The 17,723-nt window shown below is 69.7% G+C and carries 15 protein-coding genes and 1 tRNA gene; 4 read left to right on the forward strand and 12 right to left on the reverse strand.

Going from position 1 to position 17,723, the window contains the following annotated elements; all coding sequences use genetic code 11:
• Nucleotides 1–66 precede the first annotated feature (66 nt).
• The 3 genes from glmU to ACH442_RS18130 all read right to left on the reverse strand — a co-directional run bounded on the left by glmU (nucleotide 67) and on the right by ACH442_RS18130 (nucleotide 2,575).
• Complete coding sequence (gene glmU / locus ACH442_RS18120) at nucleotides 67–1,509, reverse strand: bifunctional UDP-N-acetylglucosamine diphosphorylase/glucosamine-1-phosphate N-acetyltransferase GlmU (protein ID WP_396339172.1); 1,443 nt, start codon at nucleotides 1,507–1,509, stop codon at nucleotides 67–69.
• Between the two features lie 76 nt (nucleotides 1,510–1,585).
• Nucleotides 1,586–1,656, reverse strand: a tRNA-Gln gene (locus tag ACH442_RS18125).
• 19 nt (nucleotides 1,657–1,675) lie between these two features.
• Nucleotides 1,676–2,575 carry a resolvase gene (locus ACH442_RS18130; RefSeq protein ID WP_396339173.1) on the reverse strand — a complete coding sequence of 300 codons (900 nt, stop codon included), beginning with the start codon at nucleotides 2,573–2,575 and terminating at the stop codon, nucleotides 1,676–1,678.
• Nucleotides 2,576–2,665: 90 nt separating this feature from the next.
• Here ACH442_RS18130 and ACH442_RS18135 point away from each other — a divergent pair, with 90 nt between their 5' ends.
• Nucleotides 2,666–3,298 carry a TetR family transcriptional regulator gene (locus ACH442_RS18135; protein WP_396339174.1) on the forward strand — a complete coding sequence of 211 codons (633 nt, stop codon included), beginning with the start codon at nucleotides 2,666–2,668 and terminating at the stop codon, nucleotides 3,296–3,298.
• 46 nt (nucleotides 3,299–3,344) lie between these two features.
• Here the strand turns inward: ACH442_RS18135 and ACH442_RS18140 are convergent, their stop codons facing one another.
• The 6 genes from ACH442_RS18140 to ACH442_RS18165 all read right to left on the reverse strand — a co-directional run bounded on the left by ACH442_RS18140 (nucleotide 3,345) and on the right by ACH442_RS18165 (nucleotide 8,820).
• Nucleotides 3,345–3,806: a DUF4383 domain-containing protein gene (locus ACH442_RS18140; RefSeq protein WP_396339175.1), complete on the reverse strand. Its 462-nt coding sequence runs from the start codon at nucleotides 3,804–3,806 to the stop codon at nucleotides 3,345–3,347.
• A 79-nt stretch (nucleotides 3,807–3,885) separates the two neighbouring features.
• A complete protein-coding gene (locus ACH442_RS18145; RefSeq protein WP_396339176.1) occupies nucleotides 3,886–5,682 on the reverse strand; it encodes an ABC-F family ATP-binding cassette domain-containing protein in 1,797 nt (598 codons plus the stop codon).
• A gap of 78 nt (nucleotides 5,683–5,760) precedes the next feature.
• Nucleotides 5,761–6,708 carry a 4-(cytidine 5'-diphospho)-2-C-methyl-D-erythritol kinase gene (locus tag ACH442_RS18150; RefSeq protein ID WP_396339177.1) on the reverse strand — a complete coding sequence of 316 codons (948 nt, stop codon included), beginning with the start codon at nucleotides 6,706–6,708 and terminating at the stop codon, nucleotides 5,761–5,763.
• Nucleotides 6,705–6,986: a hypothetical protein gene (locus ACH442_RS18155; RefSeq protein ID WP_396339178.1), complete on the reverse strand. Its 282-nt coding sequence runs from the start codon at nucleotides 6,984–6,986 to the stop codon at nucleotides 6,705–6,707. Before ACH442_RS18155 ends, ACH442_RS18150 begins: the two co-directional genes overlap by 4 nt.
• Nucleotides 6,983–7,870 carry a 16S rRNA (adenine(1518)-N(6)/adenine(1519)-N(6))-dimethyltransferase RsmA gene (rsmA, locus tag ACH442_RS18160; RefSeq protein WP_396339179.1) on the reverse strand — a complete coding sequence of 296 codons (888 nt, stop codon included), beginning with the start codon at nucleotides 7,868–7,870 and terminating at the stop codon, nucleotides 6,983–6,985. Before rsmA ends, ACH442_RS18155 begins: the two co-directional genes overlap by 4 nt.
• Before the next feature lie 29 nt (nucleotides 7,871–7,899).
• A complete protein-coding gene (locus ACH442_RS18165; RefSeq protein WP_396339180.1) occupies nucleotides 7,900–8,820 on the reverse strand; it encodes a TatD family hydrolase in 921 nt (306 codons plus the stop codon).
• Between the two features lie 70 nt (nucleotides 8,821–8,890).
• Between ACH442_RS18165 and ACH442_RS18170 the strand changes: the two genes are divergently transcribed.
• A complete protein-coding gene (locus ACH442_RS18170) occupies nucleotides 8,891–9,925 on the forward strand; it encodes a hypothetical protein (RefSeq protein WP_396339181.1) in 1,035 nt (344 codons plus the stop codon).
• A 50-nt stretch (nucleotides 9,926–9,975) separates the two neighbouring features.
• Here the strand turns inward: ACH442_RS18170 and ACH442_RS18175 are convergent, their stop codons facing one another.
• A complete protein-coding gene (locus ACH442_RS18175) occupies nucleotides 9,976–11,211 on the reverse strand; it encodes a hypothetical protein (protein WP_396339182.1) in 1,236 nt (411 codons plus the stop codon).
• A gap of 322 nt (nucleotides 11,212–11,533) precedes the next feature.
• On the reverse strand, nucleotides 11,534–13,336 hold the full coding sequence (gene metG, locus ACH442_RS18180) for a methionine--tRNA ligase (protein WP_396339183.1): 1,803 nt from the start codon (nucleotides 13,334–13,336) through the stop codon (nucleotides 11,534–11,536).
• A 120-nt stretch (nucleotides 13,337–13,456) separates the two neighbouring features.
• On the opposite strand from metG, the gene ACH442_RS18185 reads away from it, so the two are divergent.
• Complete coding sequence (locus tag ACH442_RS18185; protein WP_396339184.1) at nucleotides 13,457–14,428, forward strand: hypothetical protein; 972 nt, start codon at nucleotides 13,457–13,459, stop codon at nucleotides 14,426–14,428.
• Here ACH442_RS18185 and rsmI read toward each other — a convergent pair.
• Nucleotides 14,422–15,279, reverse strand: coding sequence for a 16S rRNA (cytidine(1402)-2'-O)-methyltransferase (gene rsmI, locus ACH442_RS18190; RefSeq protein ID WP_396339185.1), 858 nt, complete (start codon nucleotides 15,277–15,279; stop codon nucleotides 14,422–14,424). The genes ACH442_RS18185 and rsmI overlap by 7 nt on opposite strands.
• Nucleotides 15,280–15,339: 60 nt before the next feature.
• On the opposite strand from rsmI, the gene ACH442_RS18195 reads away from it, so the two are divergent.
• A complete protein-coding gene (locus ACH442_RS18195) occupies nucleotides 15,340–16,920 on the forward strand; it encodes a dolichyl-phosphate-mannose--protein mannosyltransferase (protein WP_396339186.1) in 1,581 nt (526 codons plus the stop codon).
• The last annotated feature ends 803 nt before the right edge of the window (nucleotides 16,921–17,723 follow it).

The raw sequence follows: 17,723 nt of genomic DNA on the forward strand, positions 1-17,723 counted from the left end.
ATCCCTTGCGGCCACGTAACCGCCACGTTTCCAGGGCACCACGTGGGATGCCTCACCCCCGCTGGATCACTCCTGCTCAGGGGTGATATCCCGGGCCCGCTCCGCAGCCTCCGCCGACACCGTGCCCGGGCGCTTCATCGCCACCCAGCCCTCGATGTTGCGCTGCTGCGCCCGGGTCACCCCGAGATTGCCCGCAGGCACATCCTTCACCACCGCGGAACCCGCCGCCACGTAAGCACCCGGCCCGATCTCCACCGGCGCGATCAACACCGAGTCCGAACCCACGAACGCCGCCTCGCCGACCACCGTCCGCGACTTCCGCACCCCGTCGTAGTTCGCGAAGATCGTGCCGGCGCCGATGTTCGCCTTCGCACCGATCTCCGCATCCCCCACATACGTCAGATGCGGCACTTTCGCGCCCTCACCCAGCTCGGCGTTCTTGGTCTCCACGAAACCGCCGACCTTCGACTTGCGAGCCAGCTTCGTCCCCGGCCGCAGATACGAGAACGGGCCGACCGTCGCGTCCGGGCCGATCACCGCACCCACCGCATGCGACCGCAACACCGTCGCCCCGGCCGCCACCGACGTGTCCACCAGAGTGGAATCCGGACCCACCACCGCACCCGACGCCACCGACGACGAGCCCGAGATCTGACAGTTCTGATCGACCACCGCGTCCGCCTCCAGCGTCGCCGTCACGTCGATCCACGTCGTCGCCGGATCCAGCAACAGGACACCCGACCGCATCCACGCGTCGTTCACCCGATCGCGCATCAGCACCCGCAGGCGCGACAACTCGGCCCGGTCGTTGCAGCCCAGCGTCTCGTACGCGAACTCGGCCACCTCGATCGCCACCGGATGACCCTGACCGGCCAGAATCGCGAAAACGTCGGTCAAATACTCCTCACCCTGGGCGTTGTCGGTCGACAGCTTCCCCAGCGACTCCCGCAGCAACGCCGCGTCGAACGCGTAGATCCCCGAGTTGATCTCGCGGATCGCCAGCTCGTCCGGCGACGCGTCCTTCGCCTCGACGATCCGCTCCAGGTTGCCCTTCGCGTCCCGGACCACCCGGCCCAGACCGCCCGGCGCCTCCACCTCGGCGCTCAGCACCGTGGCCGCCGCACCCGCACGCTCGTGCGCGGCCAGCAGCGCCTCCACCGTCTCCGGACGCAGCAGCGGGACATCACCGCTGAGCACCACCACGGTCCCGGACAGCTCCGGCGCGGCATCCAGCGCGATGCGGACCGCGTGCCCCGTACCGTTCTGCTGCTCCTGCAACACCGACGACGCGCCCGGCGCCACCTCCGCCACGAACGCGCCGACCTGGTCGGCCTTGTTCCCGACGACCACGAGCGTGCGATCGGCGCGAATCTCCGAGGCGACGTGCAGGACGTGGCCAAGCAGGGTGCGCCCGAGCAACGGCTGCAGCACCTTGGGCGTGGCGGACTTCATCCGCTTGCCCTCACCGGCGGCAAGGACGACAACGGTACGGCTGGGGGCCTGGCTCACGCGGAACTCCAAGTTCGCAATAGGCGATATCGATGGACGATGCAGCCCAGCGTCGGCCCGGCCGCAGACGCAAAAGCTCCCGGAGGAGGATTCGAACCCCCACAAACGGCACCAAAAGCCGCGGTCCTGCCATTAGACGATCCGGGACCCATTTCGGACATTTCCCTTAGGTCATGTCCACCGGACACATGATAGCGGGCCTCGCCTGATCTTCGCTCAGCGCGATGCCCTCCATGACTCCCTCCGCCTCCCAGTAAAGACGAGCCGACCTACAGACACTGACGGTCAGACAACCGCGGTAGGACTGCCCCACGTTCTTCCGGACCGTGGCCGGGTTGTGTTTCTTGAGTGTCGCGCGTTGGAAGTCCTCGACCGCGATGCCGACGACATCCGCCCACCACGCTGTCGCCCCGGCCACGTCGGCCGACTCGTGGATGCTCAGCCGATACCTGAGTTGATCCGGTATGACGCCCAGAAGCGCGACATAGCGCAGGAAGAGCAGGATCAGTTGCGGATCGCTGTTGATGAATTGGAGATTCAGCGCCTGCGGCCTCCAGGGCTTCTCCTTGGCGCCTTCACACCAATAGGCAACCGAGCCGAGAAGAATGACCTCTCGGTCGGAAAGCTCCCCGACCCAGGCCGACACCCTGGCCAGCGTGAGATCGCGCGCCTCGTCCCGCGCCCGTCGATGCGGCTCCCAACGCGCCTCGGCGACTTTCTTGGAGTGCCGGCTCCGCCGCGCCGCCGCTTCCTCCGGCGTGGCATCGAGCGGCATGTCGCGAGTCCACAGATAGGCCGAGGACTTCGAGACCTCCAGCGCCTCGGCGATCTCCGGCACCGTCCGCCCTTCGGCCCGCAGCTCCCTCGCCAGCTCTCGCATGTCGTCCTTCGCCCGCGGCCGCCGCGTCCAGTCGGGCGGGTCGATCCCCTTGAGCCACTCGGTCAGCGTGCCGTTGCCGACGCCGAACCTCCTCATCAGCTGTGACCTTGACAGACCCGGGTCCACCCGCAGCCTCCGCGCCGCAGCCCGACCTTCCTCATTGCTGGAACAACCGTTGATATCCATGTCCCTACGTTAAGACGAAAAAATCGACGTGTGTAAGAGCAGAAGTGTGCCAACCCTGTACCCACGACAACTCCCTGGCAGGATGGCCGAATGACCGAGGAGAAGCCCCGGGTCCGAATGTCCGCCGCTCAGCGCCGCGAGCAGTTGATCAGGATCGGCCGCCAGCTGTTCGCCGAGCGCGGCTACGACGCCACGAGCGTCGAGGAGGTCGCGGCCCGCGCGAAGGTGTCGAAGCCGGTCGTCTACGAGCACTTCGGTGGCAAGGAGGGGCTGTACGCGGTGGTCGTCGACCGCGAGGTCCGCGCACTGCTGGATCGGATCACGGCGGCGTTGACGGCGGGTCATCCGCGGGAGTTGCTGGAGCAGGCTGCGCTGGCGCTGCTGGATTACATCGAGGAGGAGCCGCACGGGTTCCAGGTGCTGTCGGCTCGGCAGGCGCCGGTGCTGGCGCCGGCGGGCACGTTTTCGAGTGTGATGAACGATGTGGCGCACCAGGTGGAGCACATTCTGGGCGCGGAGTTCAAGGGGCGCAGCCTGGATCCGCGGCTGGCGGAGCTGTATTCGCAGGCGCTGGTGGGGATGGTGGCGCTGGTGGGGCAGTGGTGGCGGGAGGCGCGGAAGCCCAAGAAGGAGCTGGTGGCCGCGCATCTGGTGAACCTGGCGTGGAACGGCTTGTCGAATCTGGAGGCGAAGCCGGGCCTGATCACCCGGAAAGCACGATGACCGCCGCGCCCGGGCTGGAGCGCGACGGTCATCGGTGAGCGTGGGGTCAGGCGGTGCGGCCTTCCCGGACCTGGCGCGGCGCGCCGGCTTTCTCGGGTGCGGCGACCTTGCTGTAGAGGCTGATGGTGATCAGCAGCAGGCCGACGAGGTAGGTCACGATGACGGTGGACATGCTGGCGCCGAAGAAGTTGGCGTCGGTCCGGATGGTGGCCATCGAGTAACTGGCGAGGACGAGGAGCCCCCAGCCGAGGTACTTGTCGATGGCGACGTCGACGTTGCGGCCGACGACGGCGCCGAGGATCACCAGTGCGCCGACGACGACGGCGACGATCGACCAGAGCAGGTTGCTGCTCTGCCCGAGCACGCGGTCGCCGGTGTGGCCGGTGAAGCTGTCCCCGGCGGTGATGCCGAAGCCGATGATGCCGAAGACCACCAGGTACGCACCGGCGACAAAACCGGCCAGGCGGTACATCGGCCGAAGGGGGTGGTTGACCGGAATATGCGCCATGCTGTCCGTCTCCAAGGTCAGGTGTTGTCGTCCCGATTCTCGCGTATCCGCGACAAGCGGCGCAGGCACACCCCCCGGATCAGTTTCCGGGCACCTGCTCAGCCAGCTCCAGCCAGGCCATCTCGACCTCTTCCCGTTCCTGGCGGATGGCTTTGAGCTGGGCTTCCAGCTCTACGATTTTGTCGTAGTCGCTGCCGTGTTCGGCGAGGCTTTCGTTGATCTTGGCTTCCTTCTCGGTGAGCTTGTCCATCTGGCGTTCCATCCGGGCCATGTCTTTCTTGGCCTGGCGGAGCTCACCGGAGGAGAGGCCGGGCGCCGTGGCGGCACCTTCCTTCCCCGGTACGGCCGATGGCGCCGGCCCGTTCCCGTGGATCCGGTCGAGGTACTCGTCGATGCCGCCGGGCAGGTGGACGAGCCGTCCGTCGCCGAACATCCCGTACGCCCTGTCGGTGACCCGCTCGACCAGGTAACGGTCGTGGCTGGCGACGATCATGGTGCCGGGCCAGGAGTCGAGCAGGTCTTCCAGGGACGCCAGGGTGTCGGTGTCCAGGTCGTTGGTGGGCTCGTCGAGGAGCAGGACGTTGGGCTCGGTGGCGAGCAGGCGCAGCATCTGCAGCCGGCGTCGTTCACCACCGGAGAGGTCGCTGACCGGGGTCCAGATGCGCTTGTCGGTGAAGCCGAACACCTCGGCGAGCTGCCCGGCGGAAAGTTCCCGGTCGCCGAGCTGGACGCGCTTGGCGACCTCTTCGACGGCTTCGAGCAGGCGCAGGTGCCCGGGCAGCTCCTTGAGCTCCTGGGAGAGGAACGCCGGGCGCACGGTGGAGCCGGTGACGAGGCGGCCGCCGTCGGGTTCGGTGACGCCGGCGAGCAGGCGCAGCAGGGTGGTCTTGCCGGCCCCGTTGGCGCCGAGGACGGCGATCCGGTCGCCCGGGCCGACCTGGAACGTCAGGTCCCGGAAGATCGGCTTGGGCCCGGCGTTGAGCGTCACGTTCTCCAGGTCGTAGACCTGTTTGCCGAGCCGGGTGGTGGCCAGCCGCTGCAGGCTGACGGTGTCGCGGACCGGCGGGACGTCGGCGATCAGCTCGTTGGCCGCGTCGATCCGGAACTTGGGCTTGGAGGTGCGGGCCGGCGGGCCGCGGCGCAGCCAGGCGATCTCTTTGCGGAGCAGGTTCTGCCGGCGGGCCTCGACGGCGGCGGCGACCCGCTGGCGTTCGGCGCGGGCGAGGATCCAGGCGGCATACCCGCCCTCGTACGTGTGGACCTGCTCGTCGACGACCTCCCAGGTCATCGTGCAGACCGCGTCGAGGAACCAGCGGTCGTGGGTGACGACGACGAGGGCACCCTTGCGGGTGAGCAGGTGTTTGGCGAGCCAGTCGACGCCGGCCACGTCGAGGTGGTTGGTGGGCTCGTCGAGGATCAGCAGGTCGCTCTCGCGGACCAGGAGGGCGGCGAGGGCGACGCGGCGGCGCTCGCCGCCGGACATCGGGCCGACCGGGGTGTCCAGGCCGAGGTGTCCCATGCCGAGGCCGTCGAGGATGAGCCGGACACCGGCGTCGCCGGCCCACTCGTGTTCGGCGCCCATGCCCTCGGCGAGCCAGGCGGTGCCGAGGACGACGTCGCGCACGGTGGCGTCGGCGGCCAGGTTGAGTGCTTGGGGGAGGTTGGCGACGCGCAGGTCACGGCGGTGCGTGACCCGTCCGGAGTCCGGTTCCTCGATCTTCGCGAGCATGCGCAGGAGGGTGGACTTGCCGGCGCCGTTGAGGCCGACGATGCCGACGCGGGCGTCGTCGTCCAGGCCGAGCGACACGTCGGTCAGCAGTTGACCGGCGGCGCCGTAGCCTTTGTTGACCCGGTCCAGGTTGATGATGTTGGCCACGAAAATCCTGTCTCGCGGGGTACCGCGGGGCTGCGGCGTGGTCCAGATGGTGCCCGGCGGAGGCCCGCGGGCACCGATCTAGATTACTCGCGCCCCGGGCTGTGGTCCGCGGGCGGTGACCGCTCCGCGGCAGACGCCGGCCGCGCTGAGCGCGGCGGCCAGTTCCTGCGCGTGTGCGGCGTTGGCGGCGAGGAAGACACAGGTGGGGCCGGAGCCGGAGACGAGGCCGGTCAGGGCACCCGCCTCGGTGCCGGCTTTCAGCACGTCGGCGAGCTGGGGGCGCAGGGCGAGCGCGGCCGGCTGCAGGTCGTTGCCGAGGACGTCGGCGAGCACCTCGGGGTTGCGCTGGCGCAGGGCGCTCATCAGCCGGTCGGGGCTGCCGAGCGGCGCCGGGGGCTGGGAGCTGTCGCGCAGCGTGTCGAGCTCGCGGTAGACGGCGGGGGTGGAGAGACCGCCGTCGGCGACGGCGACGACCCAGTGCCAGGTGGTCGGGCGGGCCAGGATGGGGCTGACCGCCTCGCCGTGGCCGGTGCCCAGGGCGGTGCCGCCGTACAGCAGGAACGGGATGTCGGAGCCGAGCTGCGCGCCGACCTCGGCGAGCTCGTCGCGGGACATGCCGAGGCCCCAGAGCATGTCGCAGGCGATGAGGGTGGCGGCGGCGTCGGCGCTGCCCCCGGCGAGACCACCGGCCAGCGGGATGGTCTTCTTCAAATGCAATCGCGCGTACGCCGGGACGCGCCCCCGGGCGGCGAGGGCCCGGGCGGCCCGGATGATCAGGTTGGTCTCGTCGAGCGCGAGTTCCCCGGCGCCCTCGCCTTCCATGGTGAGGGTCAGGGTGTCGCCGTGCCGGGCGGTGATCTCGTCGAAGAGGCTGATCGCGTGGTAGACGGTGTTCAACTCGTGATAGCCGTCGGGGCGCAGCGGGCCGACCCCGAGGTGCAGGTTGATCTTCGCCGGGACGCGCACCCGGACCGGGCCGCTGTGCGGGCGCGGCTCGTCGTCGTCCGGGCCCCACGCCTCGGTCACGGAGCGATGTCCCGGATCGGCAGCGCGATGTCGAACGACGCGCTCAACACCAGCTCCGTATCCGAGTCCGCCACGAGTTCATACCGGCCGTTCACCAGCTCATAGGCGTGGTCATGGCCGAACGTCGGGGCGGGGACCGCGATCGTTGTTCCGTCGCGAAGCTCGATGCGGGGGGTGTCGTCCGGCAGGTTCAGGACGTCCTCAAGAGAGAGGGTCGCCAGACGCTGCCGGATCGGATCGGGCGACCAACGGCCATAACCGATCGTTTCCGCGGTCATGAGTCCACCTCCTCGGGCTGTGCGCCGGACGGGCCGAGCTTACCGCCGCCCTCCGACGTTGTGGCCGCAGCGGCGATCGCCACGAACTGCTCCACGGTCAGCGACTCGCCCCTGGCCTGCGGGCTGATCCCGGCCCGGACGAGGATGCTCTCGGCCACCGCGGCGCCGCCGGCCCACCCGGCCAGGGCGGCGCGCAGGGTCTTGCGCCGCTGGGCGAAGGCCGCGTCGACGACCGCGAACACCTCGGCGCGGGCGGCGCCGGTGGGCGGCTCGCGCCGGGTGAAGGCGACCAGTCCGGAGTCCACGTTGGGCACCGGCCAGAACACCGCGGGCGGGACCTTGCCGGCCGATTTCGCCTCCGCGTACCAGGCCAGTTTGACGGACGGAACGCCGTACACCTTGGATCCTGGTCCGGCGATGAGCCGGTCGGCGACCTCTTTCTGCACCATGACGAGGCCGCCGCGCAGCGTTGGCAGCTCGGCGAGCAGGTGCAGGACAACGGGGACGGCGACGTTGTACGGCAGGTTCGCGACCAGCATGGTGGGCGCCGGGTCGAAGCGGTCCCCGGTGATCTTGAGAGCGTCGGCCGGGTGCACGGTCAGGTGCGCGGCGGTGACGGTGCCGGGCAGGGCGGCGGCCAGGATCGGGTCGATCTCGACGGCGTGCACGTGCGCGACGGCGCCGGCCAGGCCCAGCGTGAGCGAGCCGAGGCCGGGGCCGACCTCGAGGGCCACGTCGTCGGGGCGCAGGGCGGCGGCGGCCACGATACGCCGGATGGTGTTCGGGTCGTGCAGGAAGTTCTGGCCGAGCTTCTTGGTCGGCGCGACGCCGAGGCGCGCGGCCAGTTCCCGGATCTCCGCCGGGCCGAGCAGTCCGTCAGCCATGTGAAGCAGCCTAGGCGGCCGACTACTCCTCACTGGTTCCAGGGCCCGAAGACCCGTTCGCCGTTGGCCGAGATCTGCGCGCTCAACGCGTCGACGTCGGCGCCCCGGGCCGCGGCCAGCGCCCGTACCGTGATGGGGATCAGGTAGGACGCGTTGGGCCTGCCCCGATGCGGGACGGGTGTCAGGTAGGGCGCGTCGGTCTCGACCATCATCAGTTCGGGTGGGGTGATCGCGGCCGCCTCGCGCAGGTTGGTGGCGCTGGCGAAGGTGACGGTCCCGGCGAAGCTGAGGAAGTAGCCGCGGCGTACGCATTCGGCCGCGAACTCGGCGTCGCCGGAGAAGCAGTGCAGCACGACGGTGTCCGGCGCGCCCTCGGAGTCGAGGATGCGCAGCACGTCGGCGTGCGCGTCCCGGTCGTGGATGATCAGGGCCTTGCCGTGCCGCTTGGCGATCTGGATGTGGGCGCGGAAGCTGGTCTCCTGCGCGGCCCGCCCGTCGTCGCCGGTGCGGAACGTGTCCATGCCGGTCTCGCCGATGCCACGGACCCGGGGGCGGGCGGCGAGCGCCTCGATCTGGCGCAGCGACTCGTCCAGATCGGAGACCCGCGGCGCGTCGTTGGGGTGCAGGGCGACCGCGGCGAGCACGGCGTCGTGGCGGTCGGCCAGGTCGGCGCCCCACCGGGAGGACTCCACGTCGACGCCGACCTGGACCAGCCGGTCGATGCCGTTCTTGGCGGCCGCGGCGATCAGCGCCTGCACCGGGTCGGTGACCCCGTCGGCGCCGCCGGGCACCCCGGCCTCCTGAATGGTCAGGTCGAGGTGGGTGTGGCTGTCGAAGACCGGCACGGCCAGCGGTTCCGGCGCGGGCGGGAACTCGCCGGCGCGGCGCGCGGCTTTCGCCCGGCGCTTCTCGGCCGGGCTATCGGGGGGAGCTGACGACATGTGAGACATTCTGCACGGACCCTCGTCCGGTAACCGAACGTTCACCTGGGATCCATGCCGATCATTTAACTTCCGCTGGGTGACCGTGACCGGTGAGGACAGCCAGCTGGGCACCGACCCGCTCGAGCCCCCGCTGATGGCACCCTTGCGCCGCGGGTTGACCTGGCAGGCCGTTCAGTCGATGAGCCAGTCGGCGGTGCACCGGGACGATCCCACGCTGCGCGCCATCCGGGAGACGGCGGCGGTGCGCCGCGGCACCCGGATGACCAAGCTGCTGTCTCCGGCGCAGGTCGCCGGTCACCTGGGCGGCTGGTTGCCGTACGGATTCTGTTACCGCTCCTGTGACATCGCCCATCTGCGCGAGCCGGAGCAGCTGACCCTGCTGCGCACCGACGGTGCCGCCGACGATCGGGTCGTGTTCGCGCTGCGCTGGCGGGCCACCGACCCGGCCGACTACGAGCTGCCGGCCGGCCCGGCGCAACCCGGTCTGGCCGCGCTGCCGGCCCACTCGCGGATCGGCGCGATGGTGCTGGGCACCGGGTTCACCCCGAGCACCGACGACCTGATCCCGGAGTACGTCACGGCCGGGTTCGCGGATCTGCCGATGCCGGCGAACGCGCAGCTGGTGGCGCACGTCCCGGGCGGCGAGGAAGCGGTGCTCTACACGTATCAGCCGGAGCAGCACGGCTGGCTGCGCCTGGCCGGCCCGCGCTGGCGTGGCCTGCTCGGCGAGCTGCCCGGAGTCAGTCCCGACCGGGAGTACGTGCCCTGCACCGCGGCCGGTACCGCCAAGCTGATCGGCTCGATCAGCGACAAGGAGTACGAGGCGGTCGCCGACCCGCCGGGCGAGTTCCGGGTCCGGGCGCTGACCCGGGCCGCCCGTTACGCGGTGCAGACGCTGAGCCGGCGCGCCGAGCAGGCGTTGTGGCGCGGGGTGCCGTGCTGGGTGTTGCAGCGGGACGAGACCTGGGCCCGGTTGCGGCTGCTGCGGCCGGACGGCGAGGCGCTGAACGCGACCGGGGCGCGCTGTTACGAGCGCGGGGTCTACGAGGCCTGGGCGCCGACCGACGAGCTCGCCGACCATCACATCGCGGAGATCGCGTACCAGATCTGAGAAAGCGGAAAGGGCCGGCGGATGCCGGCCCTTTCCTCATTCTGCGTTGATCAGCGGGTCAGCTTGACGTGCAGGCTGCGGTCACCCCGGTGGTCGCCCCAGTCCCAGGCGGACGTGTCGATGAACAGGTCGCCCTTGGCCTGGCCGGGCACCTTCAGGGACCACTTGCCCTTGACGACCTTGGTGCCCTTCACGGCGCACTTCTCGTCGTACTGCTGCTCGTTGTAGATCCGGATCCACTTCTTCCCGTTGAAGCAGGAGATCTTGTGGCCGTTGACGCGGGTGAGCCAGACGTACACGTACGGCGCGCCGGATCCCTTGTCGGTGACGGTGCCCCGGATCACGTTCCACGACTTCACGCGGTTCGCGTTGGCCGGCTTGGTGATCGTGACGACCGGGCGCCACTTGTCCTGCCGGACCGTGACCGAACCGGCGCTGATCCAGCTGGTGTAGCCGTTCGCGTTGCGGTACCGGATGTAGAGCGGCCGATTGCCCTTCACCACGAGCTCGGAGCCCTTGTAGTGGTAGAACATCGAGGTGATGGTCCGGTTGCTGCCGGAGTAGGAGCTCGACCAGCCGTCGCCCCACTGCACCTCGAACCGGTTGGTACCGGACGGCACGCGGTCGACCTTGAAGGTGAACCGCTGGCCCGGCCACACGGTGTGGGTGCTGAGCGTGACCCGCCCCGGCACGGTCACCGTGACGGCCTTCGCGATCTCGGAGTGGTTGCCGGACGCGTCGGTCAAAGTCTCGACGACCCGGAAGGAACCGCTCCTCCCGTACGCCTTGGTGTAGGTCGACTGACCCGGAGACAGCGTGGTGTGACTGCCGTCACCGAAGTCGATGTACCGCGTGATCGCCGAGTTCGCGTCCGTGGGGTCGGAGTAGTCCGACTCGTTCTGGGTGAAGACGACCGACTGCCCGATCCAGATCGAGCTCAGGTTCAGCCGGAAGTTGCCGGTCGGCGCCTTGGCGTCCGGTGCCGGCGGCTGCGAGCTCGTCTGCGGGTCCGGCTGAGCCGGCGCCTCGGAGCTGGTCTGCGGGTCCGGCTGGGCCGGCGCTTCCGAGCTGGTCTGCGGGTCCGGCTGGGCCGGGGCTTCCGAGCTGGTCTGCGGATCCGGCTGGGCCGGGGCCTCCGAGCTGGTCTGCGGGTCAGCCGACGCCTCGTCGGAGACGGCGGTCCCGTTGGTGTCGGCGTAAGCCGGCGTCGTCGCCAGCGCGCCGCCCGCCAGCAGGACGCCACCGGCGATGGCCGCGATCAGCGGCTTGGCCAAACGTGGTTTCAAGGAAGTTCCAGCTCCTTCGAGGGGTACCAGAACCACATGAAGGACAAGTTGGACGATCGTGGACGTCAGAACGGTCCCAGATCGACGAAACGCCAACGTTCCCCCGTGGCATCGATGAATCTAGCCTGTGCGGAACCTTTGATCAATCCCGTATTCCCGGACCGGGGGACACCCGCGGCGTACCGCTGACAGCGACAAACGGGGCAGTTCCCAACCGAACGGCACTTCGCTTCCGGAAGTGACGGTCGTGATTCCGGCCACATCCGGCCTGGAACGACGAAGGGCCCGGCCGAAGCCGGGCCCTTCACGTCGGATCAGCGGTTCAGGAAGCGGCACCCAGCCGCGCCAGCTCCTCGTCCACCACGGACGGCTCCAGCTTGCGGAAGACCGGCTTCGGCGCGCTCAGCGGAGTGCCGGCCACCAGCGGCACCGACTCCCAGCGGGCGCCGACCATGTAGTCGCCCATCAGCACCGGGTACCCCGGGCCGCCGTCCAGGTCCTCGACCTCGACGATCTCCGGCATCGGGGCGTGCACCCCGGTCCCGCCGAGCAGCTCGTGCACCTTCTGCGCGGAGTGCGGCAGGAACGGCGTGAGCAGCGTGTTCGCGTCCCGGACGACCTGCAGCGCGACGTGCAGGATCGTGCCCTGCCGCTCCTTCTGCGACTCGTCCTTCAGCTTCCACGGCGCCTGCTCGGACAGGTACTTGTTGGCCTCGGCGACCACCTTCATCGCCTCGCCGATCGCCGCTTTCTGCCGGTGCTTGCCGATCAGCTCGCCGACCGTGGCGAAGCCGGTCTTCGCGACCTCCAGCAGGGCCAGGTCCTCCGGAGTCAGGTCGACGGCCGGCGGGATGGCGCCGAAGTTCTTCGCGGCCATCGAGATCGAGCGGTTGACCAGGTTGCCCCAGCCGGCGACCAGCTCGTCGTTGTTGCGCCGGACGAACTCGGCCCAGGTGAAATCGGTGTCGTTGGACTCCGGGCCGGCCGCCGCGATGAAGTACCGCAGAGCGTCGGCGTCGTAGCGCTCCAGGAAGTCGCGCACGTAGATGACCACGCGGTTGGACGAGGAGAACTTCTTGCCCTCCATCGTCAGGTACTCACTGGAGACCACCTCGGTCGGCAGGTTCAGCTTGCCGAGCGAGCCGGCCTGGCCACCCTTGTCGCCCTCACCGGAGTAACCGAGCAGCAGCGCCGGCCAGATCACCGAGTGGAAGACGATGTTGTCCTTGCCCATGAAGTAGTAGCCGGACGCGTCCTTGCCCTGCGCGTCGGCCGACCACCACTGGCGCCACGCCTCCGGGTCGCCGGTGCGCCGCGCCCACTCGATCGAGGCCGACAGGTAGCCGATGACCGCGTCGAACCAGACGTAGATGCGCTTGTCGGCCCGGTCGCGCCAGCCGTCCAGCGGGATCGGCACGCCCCACTCCAGGTCGCGCGTGATGGCCCGGGGCTGCAGGTCGTCGAGCAGGTTGCGGGAGAACTTCAGGACGTTGGGCCGCCAGTTCTCCCGCTGGTCCAGCCAGTTGCCGATCGCCTGGGCGAAGGCGGGCAGGTCGAGGAAGAAGTGCTCGGTCTCGACGAACTTCGGCGTCTCGCCGTTGATCCGGGAGCGCGGGTTGATCAGCTGCTCGGGGTCGAGCTGGTTGGTGCAGTTGTCGCACTGGTCGCCGCGGGCCTTCTCGTACCCGCAGATCGGGCAGGTGCCCTCGATGTAACGGTCGGGCAGGGTGCGGCCGGTGGACGGCGAGATCGCGCCGAGCGTGGTGCGGGCCACGATGTACCCGTTCTGGTGCAGGCCCTCGAACAGCTGCTGCACCACCGCGTAGTGGTTGCGCGTGGTGGTGCGGGTGAACAGGTCGTAGGTCAGGCCCAGCCCGTGCAGGTCCTCGACGATCACCCGGTTGTAGCGGTCGGCCAGCTCACGGGCGGTGACACCCTCGGCGTCGGCCTGGACCTGGATCGGGGTGCCGTGCTCGTCGGTGCCCGAGACCATGAGCACGTCGTGGCCGGCCATCCGCATGTACCGGCTGAAAACGTCGGAAGGCACCCCGAAGCCGGAAACATGACCGATGTGGCGCGGGCCGTTGGCATAGGGCCAGGCGACCGCGGCGAGAACGTGACTCATGACGCCCAAGCGTAGTGACCCTCTCCGGCGGCCTGCGAATGGATTGCCACCCGCCACGCTGAGCGACCGATTTGTCCCGACACACCCCATCATTGACGGTACGGACGACGATCGCCGTAGTTGACTGAACCAGTGACCGGAAACACGCCGCAACAGGGGGAACAACCAGCGCAAACGCCGGCGGGACACCCGTGGGCGCAGGCCGAGAAGGACCCCACCTGGTGGCAGGGCGACACCGAACGGCTGCCGAGCTCCCAGGAGTGGGCCGACCTCGCCGCCGAGCGGGCTCGCACGGCCGGCGCCACCGACACCGCCGAGCACCTGGCCACGGCCGACCAACTGATGATCATCGAGCCGGGGCTGCCGGGCGACAAGGAGTCCGGGGACGTACCGGGAAAGCCTGATCGTCCGACGGTCGCGTTGGACACCGGCCGGGCGCCGCGCGGGCCACTGCCGCCGTTGCCCGAGGACGCCTCGCCGGCCACCGCGCACCGCCTGGAACGGGTGGAGAACTCGCCGTTCTGGGAGACCGACGAGGCGCGGATCGCGGCCGAGGCCCGCAACGACCCGCGCCCCGGCCGGCGACGGCGGCTCCCGGCGGTCAACCCGGTCGCCTCCCTGCTCGCGCTCATCGCGCTCAGCCTGGTCGCGGCGTTCTTCGCCTGGGTCAGCGCCGAGCCGTTCTGGCTCGCCACCGGGCACGGCGATCGGGGGTACGCCACCACGACCCGCTGCCACGGCACCGGTCTCACCCAGCGCTGCACCGGCCGGTTCAGCACCGAGGACGGCAGTGTCACGGTCCGCCGGGTGCGGCTGCTCGGCATCACCGGGACGGCCCGCGAGCCGGGCGCGGTCACCGCCGCCCGCATGGTCAGCCCGGCCGGCTCGCAGGCCTACGCCACCCCGGCCGGACCACTGCTGCACCTGCGCTGGGCCCTGGGCTTCCTGATGGTGCTGATCTGCGGGTACGGCATCGCCGGCGCGACCGGCGCCCGGCGGCTGGAGTCCGCCCGCGCCCGTCGCGGGGCCCTGCTGGGCAGCGTGGCCGGCCCGGTCCTGCTGCTGATCGGGTTCCTGATCGCGGCCTACTGAGCGGCGTGCACGACGTTGTAGACCTCGCGCTTCTTCAACCCGTACTGATCAGCGACGGCCTGGATGGCATCGCGCCGTGAGTCGCCGCCAGCCTCGAGCCGGGCCACCACCGCGCGCAGCTCCTCGTCCGCGGGACGTTCCGCGGGGCGGTCCGGCGCACCACCGACCACCAGGGTGATCTCACCGCGCGGCTCCCCGTCGGTGGCCCACGCCACCAGTTCCTCACAGGTGCCGCGGCGGATCTCCTCGTACGTCTTGGTCAGCTCCCGGCAGACCGCGGCCGGCCGCTGGGCACCGAACGTGGTCACGAGGTCGGCCAGCGTGCCCGCGATCCGGTGCGGGGCCTCGAAGAAGACCAGCGTGCGGGGCTCGCCGGCGAGCTCCTTCAACCGGGAGCGGCGGTTCGAGCCCGTACGGGGAAGGAAGCCCTCGAAGACGAAGCGGTCACTCGGCAGGCCGGAGAGCGCCAACGCGGTGGTGACCGCGCTCGGGCCGGGCGCCGCGGTCACCGGGAAACCGGCTTCGAGCGCGGCCCGGACCAGGCGGAACCCGGGGTCGGAGACGCTCGGCATGCCCCCGTCGGTGATCACCACCACGGTCGCGCCGCCGGTCAGCTCGTTCACCAGTTCCTGGGTGCGCCAGGCTTCGTTGCCCTCGAAGTAGGAGACGACCCTGCCGCCGACCGTCACCTCGAGGTCCTTGACCAGGCGCCCCAGCCGGCGGGTGTCCTCGGCCGCGATCACGTCCGCGGCGGCGAGCACCTCCCGCAGCCGGGCCGACGCGTCGCCGATGTTGCCCAGCGGGGCTCCGGCCAGGACGACCCGGCCAACTCCTGCTTCTTCACGAGACACCGGAAAAGTCCACCACACGCCCGGGCCTCAGTTCAAAGCTCGGCAGCCTACGATCGCGGGGTGACGACGGCGACAGCGGAGAAAGACCTGCCCACCGCGGACTCCCCCGCCGGGGCGGAGTCGTCCCGGGGCGTGCGCGTGGTGCCCGACCTCGTCCGGCGGCGCTTGTCGACGCTGGACAACCGGCTGGAACCCTGGTCGTGGCTGGTCACCGTGGTGATCACGGTCGCCGCCGGGATCCTGCGCCTGGCCGGGGTGGACAAGCCCAAGGGTTACATCTTCGACGAGGTGTACTACCCGACCGACGCCTGGGACATGCTCCAGCACGGCGTCGAATGGGACGAGAAGACCAACGGCCCGGCGTATGTGGTGCATCCCCCGCTCGGCAAATGGCTGATCGCCCTGGGCGAGAAGATCTTCGGCAACGACGAGCTCGGGTGGCGTTTCACCGCCGCGATCGCCGGCACCCTGATGATCTTCATTCTGATCCGGGTCGCCTACCGGATGTTCCACTCCACGGTCCTGGCCGGGATGGCCGGTCTGCTGATGACCCTGGACGGTTTTCAGCTGGTGCTGTCGCGCACCGCGCTGCTCGACATCTTCCTCGGGCTGTTCGTGCTGCTCACGTTCGCCTGCATGGTCCTCGACCGGGACCACTACCGGCGGCGCTGGCGGGACGCGCTGGCCGGCGGGTTCGACCCGGCCGCCACCCACAAGATCCCGCGGATCGTGCCGTGGTGGCTGCTGGCCGGCGGGGTCTTCTTCGGCCTGGCCTGCGGCGTGAAGTGGAGCGCGCTGTTCTTCGCGCCGTTCTTCGCCGTCCTGGTCATCGCCTGGCGCGCGCAGGCCCGTCGCTCGGCCCGCGTCCGTGGCCCGTTCGTGGCCGGCATCCTCGGCGACTTCGGCTACCTGATCCTCAGCTTCGTCCTGAGCATCATCTTCTACCTGGCCACCTGGATCGGCTGGTTCGTCACCGACGACGGCTACTTCCGGCACTACCGGGAGGCGAACGGGCTGGGCGAGCCGCCGGTCCTGGGCGCGCTGCTGAACCTGATGCACTACCACTCCGAGGCGTACAACTTCCACAGCGGACTCACCGAGAAGCACGTCTACCAGTCCTGGCCGTGGCAGTGGCTGCTGCTCGGGCGGCCGGTCGCCTTCTACTGGAACGGCAACGGCAACTGCGGGTCGTCCAGCTGCGCCGCCGAGATCTTGCTGCTGGGCACGCCGCTGCTGTGGTGGTCGTTCCTGCCGGCGCTGTTCGCGCTCGTCTGGTTCGGCATCGCCCGGCGCGACTGGCGGGCCTTCGCGATCTTCACCGGCGCGATGGCGAGCCTGCTGCCGTGGTTCTACTTCGCCGTCAAGGACGGCCGGACGATGTTCTCGTTCTACCTGATGCCGGGTCTGCCGTTCCTGATCCTGGCGGTGGTCTACGTCCTCGGGGCGATCATGACGCCCCCCTCGGGCATGGCGACCGGCGCGGCGAGATCCGACCGGCAGTTGATCGGCGTGGTCGTGGCGGCGACGTACATGGTGCTGGTGGCGCTCTGCTTCGCGTACTTCTATCCGGTCTTCGTGGGCAAGACGATGCCGTACGACGACTGGTCCGTCCGGATGTGGCTCGGCAGTCGCTGGATCTGACCGCTCCCGCTCTGCTCCGACCCCCGCGAAGCCCGGCGTTCCGCGCCGGGCTTCGCCCGTTCCACCCGGCCCGTCGTCACCCTCCCGCCCAGCCGGCCGATCCCAACGGTCGCTACGGGGCTGCGTCCACGGACCCGGGAGACCGTTGGAAGCCGGCCGACCGGTCGTGGCCGGCTTTCCACGGTGCTGGCGAGGGCCCGGGACACCCGTGAGGGCCGGCCGGCTTCGCGACGGAGCACCCCGCTGGACCACGAGCCTCACGTTTCGCCGGGCTTCACCGCTTTCGGGTGGCCTCTGTGGACTTGACCCACAGCTCCGCCCTTCACCGATCTTGCCCCTTTTTGCTGATCACGACGGGTCTCGCCGGAAGAACGGCGAAGGATCGGGATCCGCCCGGAGTGGACACGGGCCGGAAAAAGAAGGGCGCGCCCCGATCGCCTGCCACGGGGGAAGCGGGCGATAGGGGCGCGCAAGATGCAGCTTAACGAGCCGGGATGACCCGCACAACGGGTCGCGGCCACGGATTGCCGTGTCGATCCCACCATCCCTTAGATTCGGACAATATACTCTTTTAACATTTAACACGCATACCCGCTCATGAATACGATTCAACTCCACCGTCGGGAATGCGACAGCAATTCGATCCCCGATCTGGCGTAACGTATTTGGGCTTCCCGCCGCACCGCAGCTCAGCGGAATCTCCGGCATCGACTGCCGGCGGGTCAAATTCCAGCGGTCATCATTTCGTCCCTTTTTACCGCATCAGTCGGCCATCACCCTTATAGGTGACAACTGCCAAGATC

This window comes from Actinoplanes sp. NPDC020271, from assembly GCF_044388125.1.
Lineage (GTDB): Bacteria > Actinomycetota > Actinomycetes > Mycobacteriales > Micromonosporaceae > Actinoplanes.

Coding starts and splice junctions, on each gene's coding strand:
- ACH442_RS18165 (WP_396339180.1), bottom strand. CDS start 8,820: ATGTCTCACATGTCGTCAGCTCCCCCCGATAGCCCGGCCGAGAAGCGC.
- ACH442_RS18155 (WP_396339178.1), bottom strand. CDS start 6,986: ATGACCGCGGAAACGATCGGTTATGGCCGTTGGTCGCCCGATCCGATC.
- ACH442_RS18135 (WP_396339174.1), top strand. CDS start 2,666: ATGACCGAGGAGAAGCCCCGGGTCCGAATGTCCGCCGCTCAGCGCCGC.
- ACH442_RS18130 (WP_396339173.1), bottom strand. CDS start 2,575: ATGGATATCAACGGTTGTTCCAGCAATGAGGAAGGTCGGGCTGCGGCG.
- rsmA (WP_396339179.1), bottom strand. CDS start 7,870: ATGGCTGACGGACTGCTCGGCCCGGCGGAGATCCGGGAACTGGCCGCG.
- ACH442_RS18140 (WP_396339175.1), bottom strand. CDS start 3,806: ATGGCGCATATTCCGGTCAACCACCCCCTTCGGCCGATGTACCGCCTG.
- metG (WP_396339183.1), bottom strand. CDS start 13,336: ATGAGTCACGTTCTCGCCGCGGTCGCCTGGCCCTATGCCAACGGCCCG.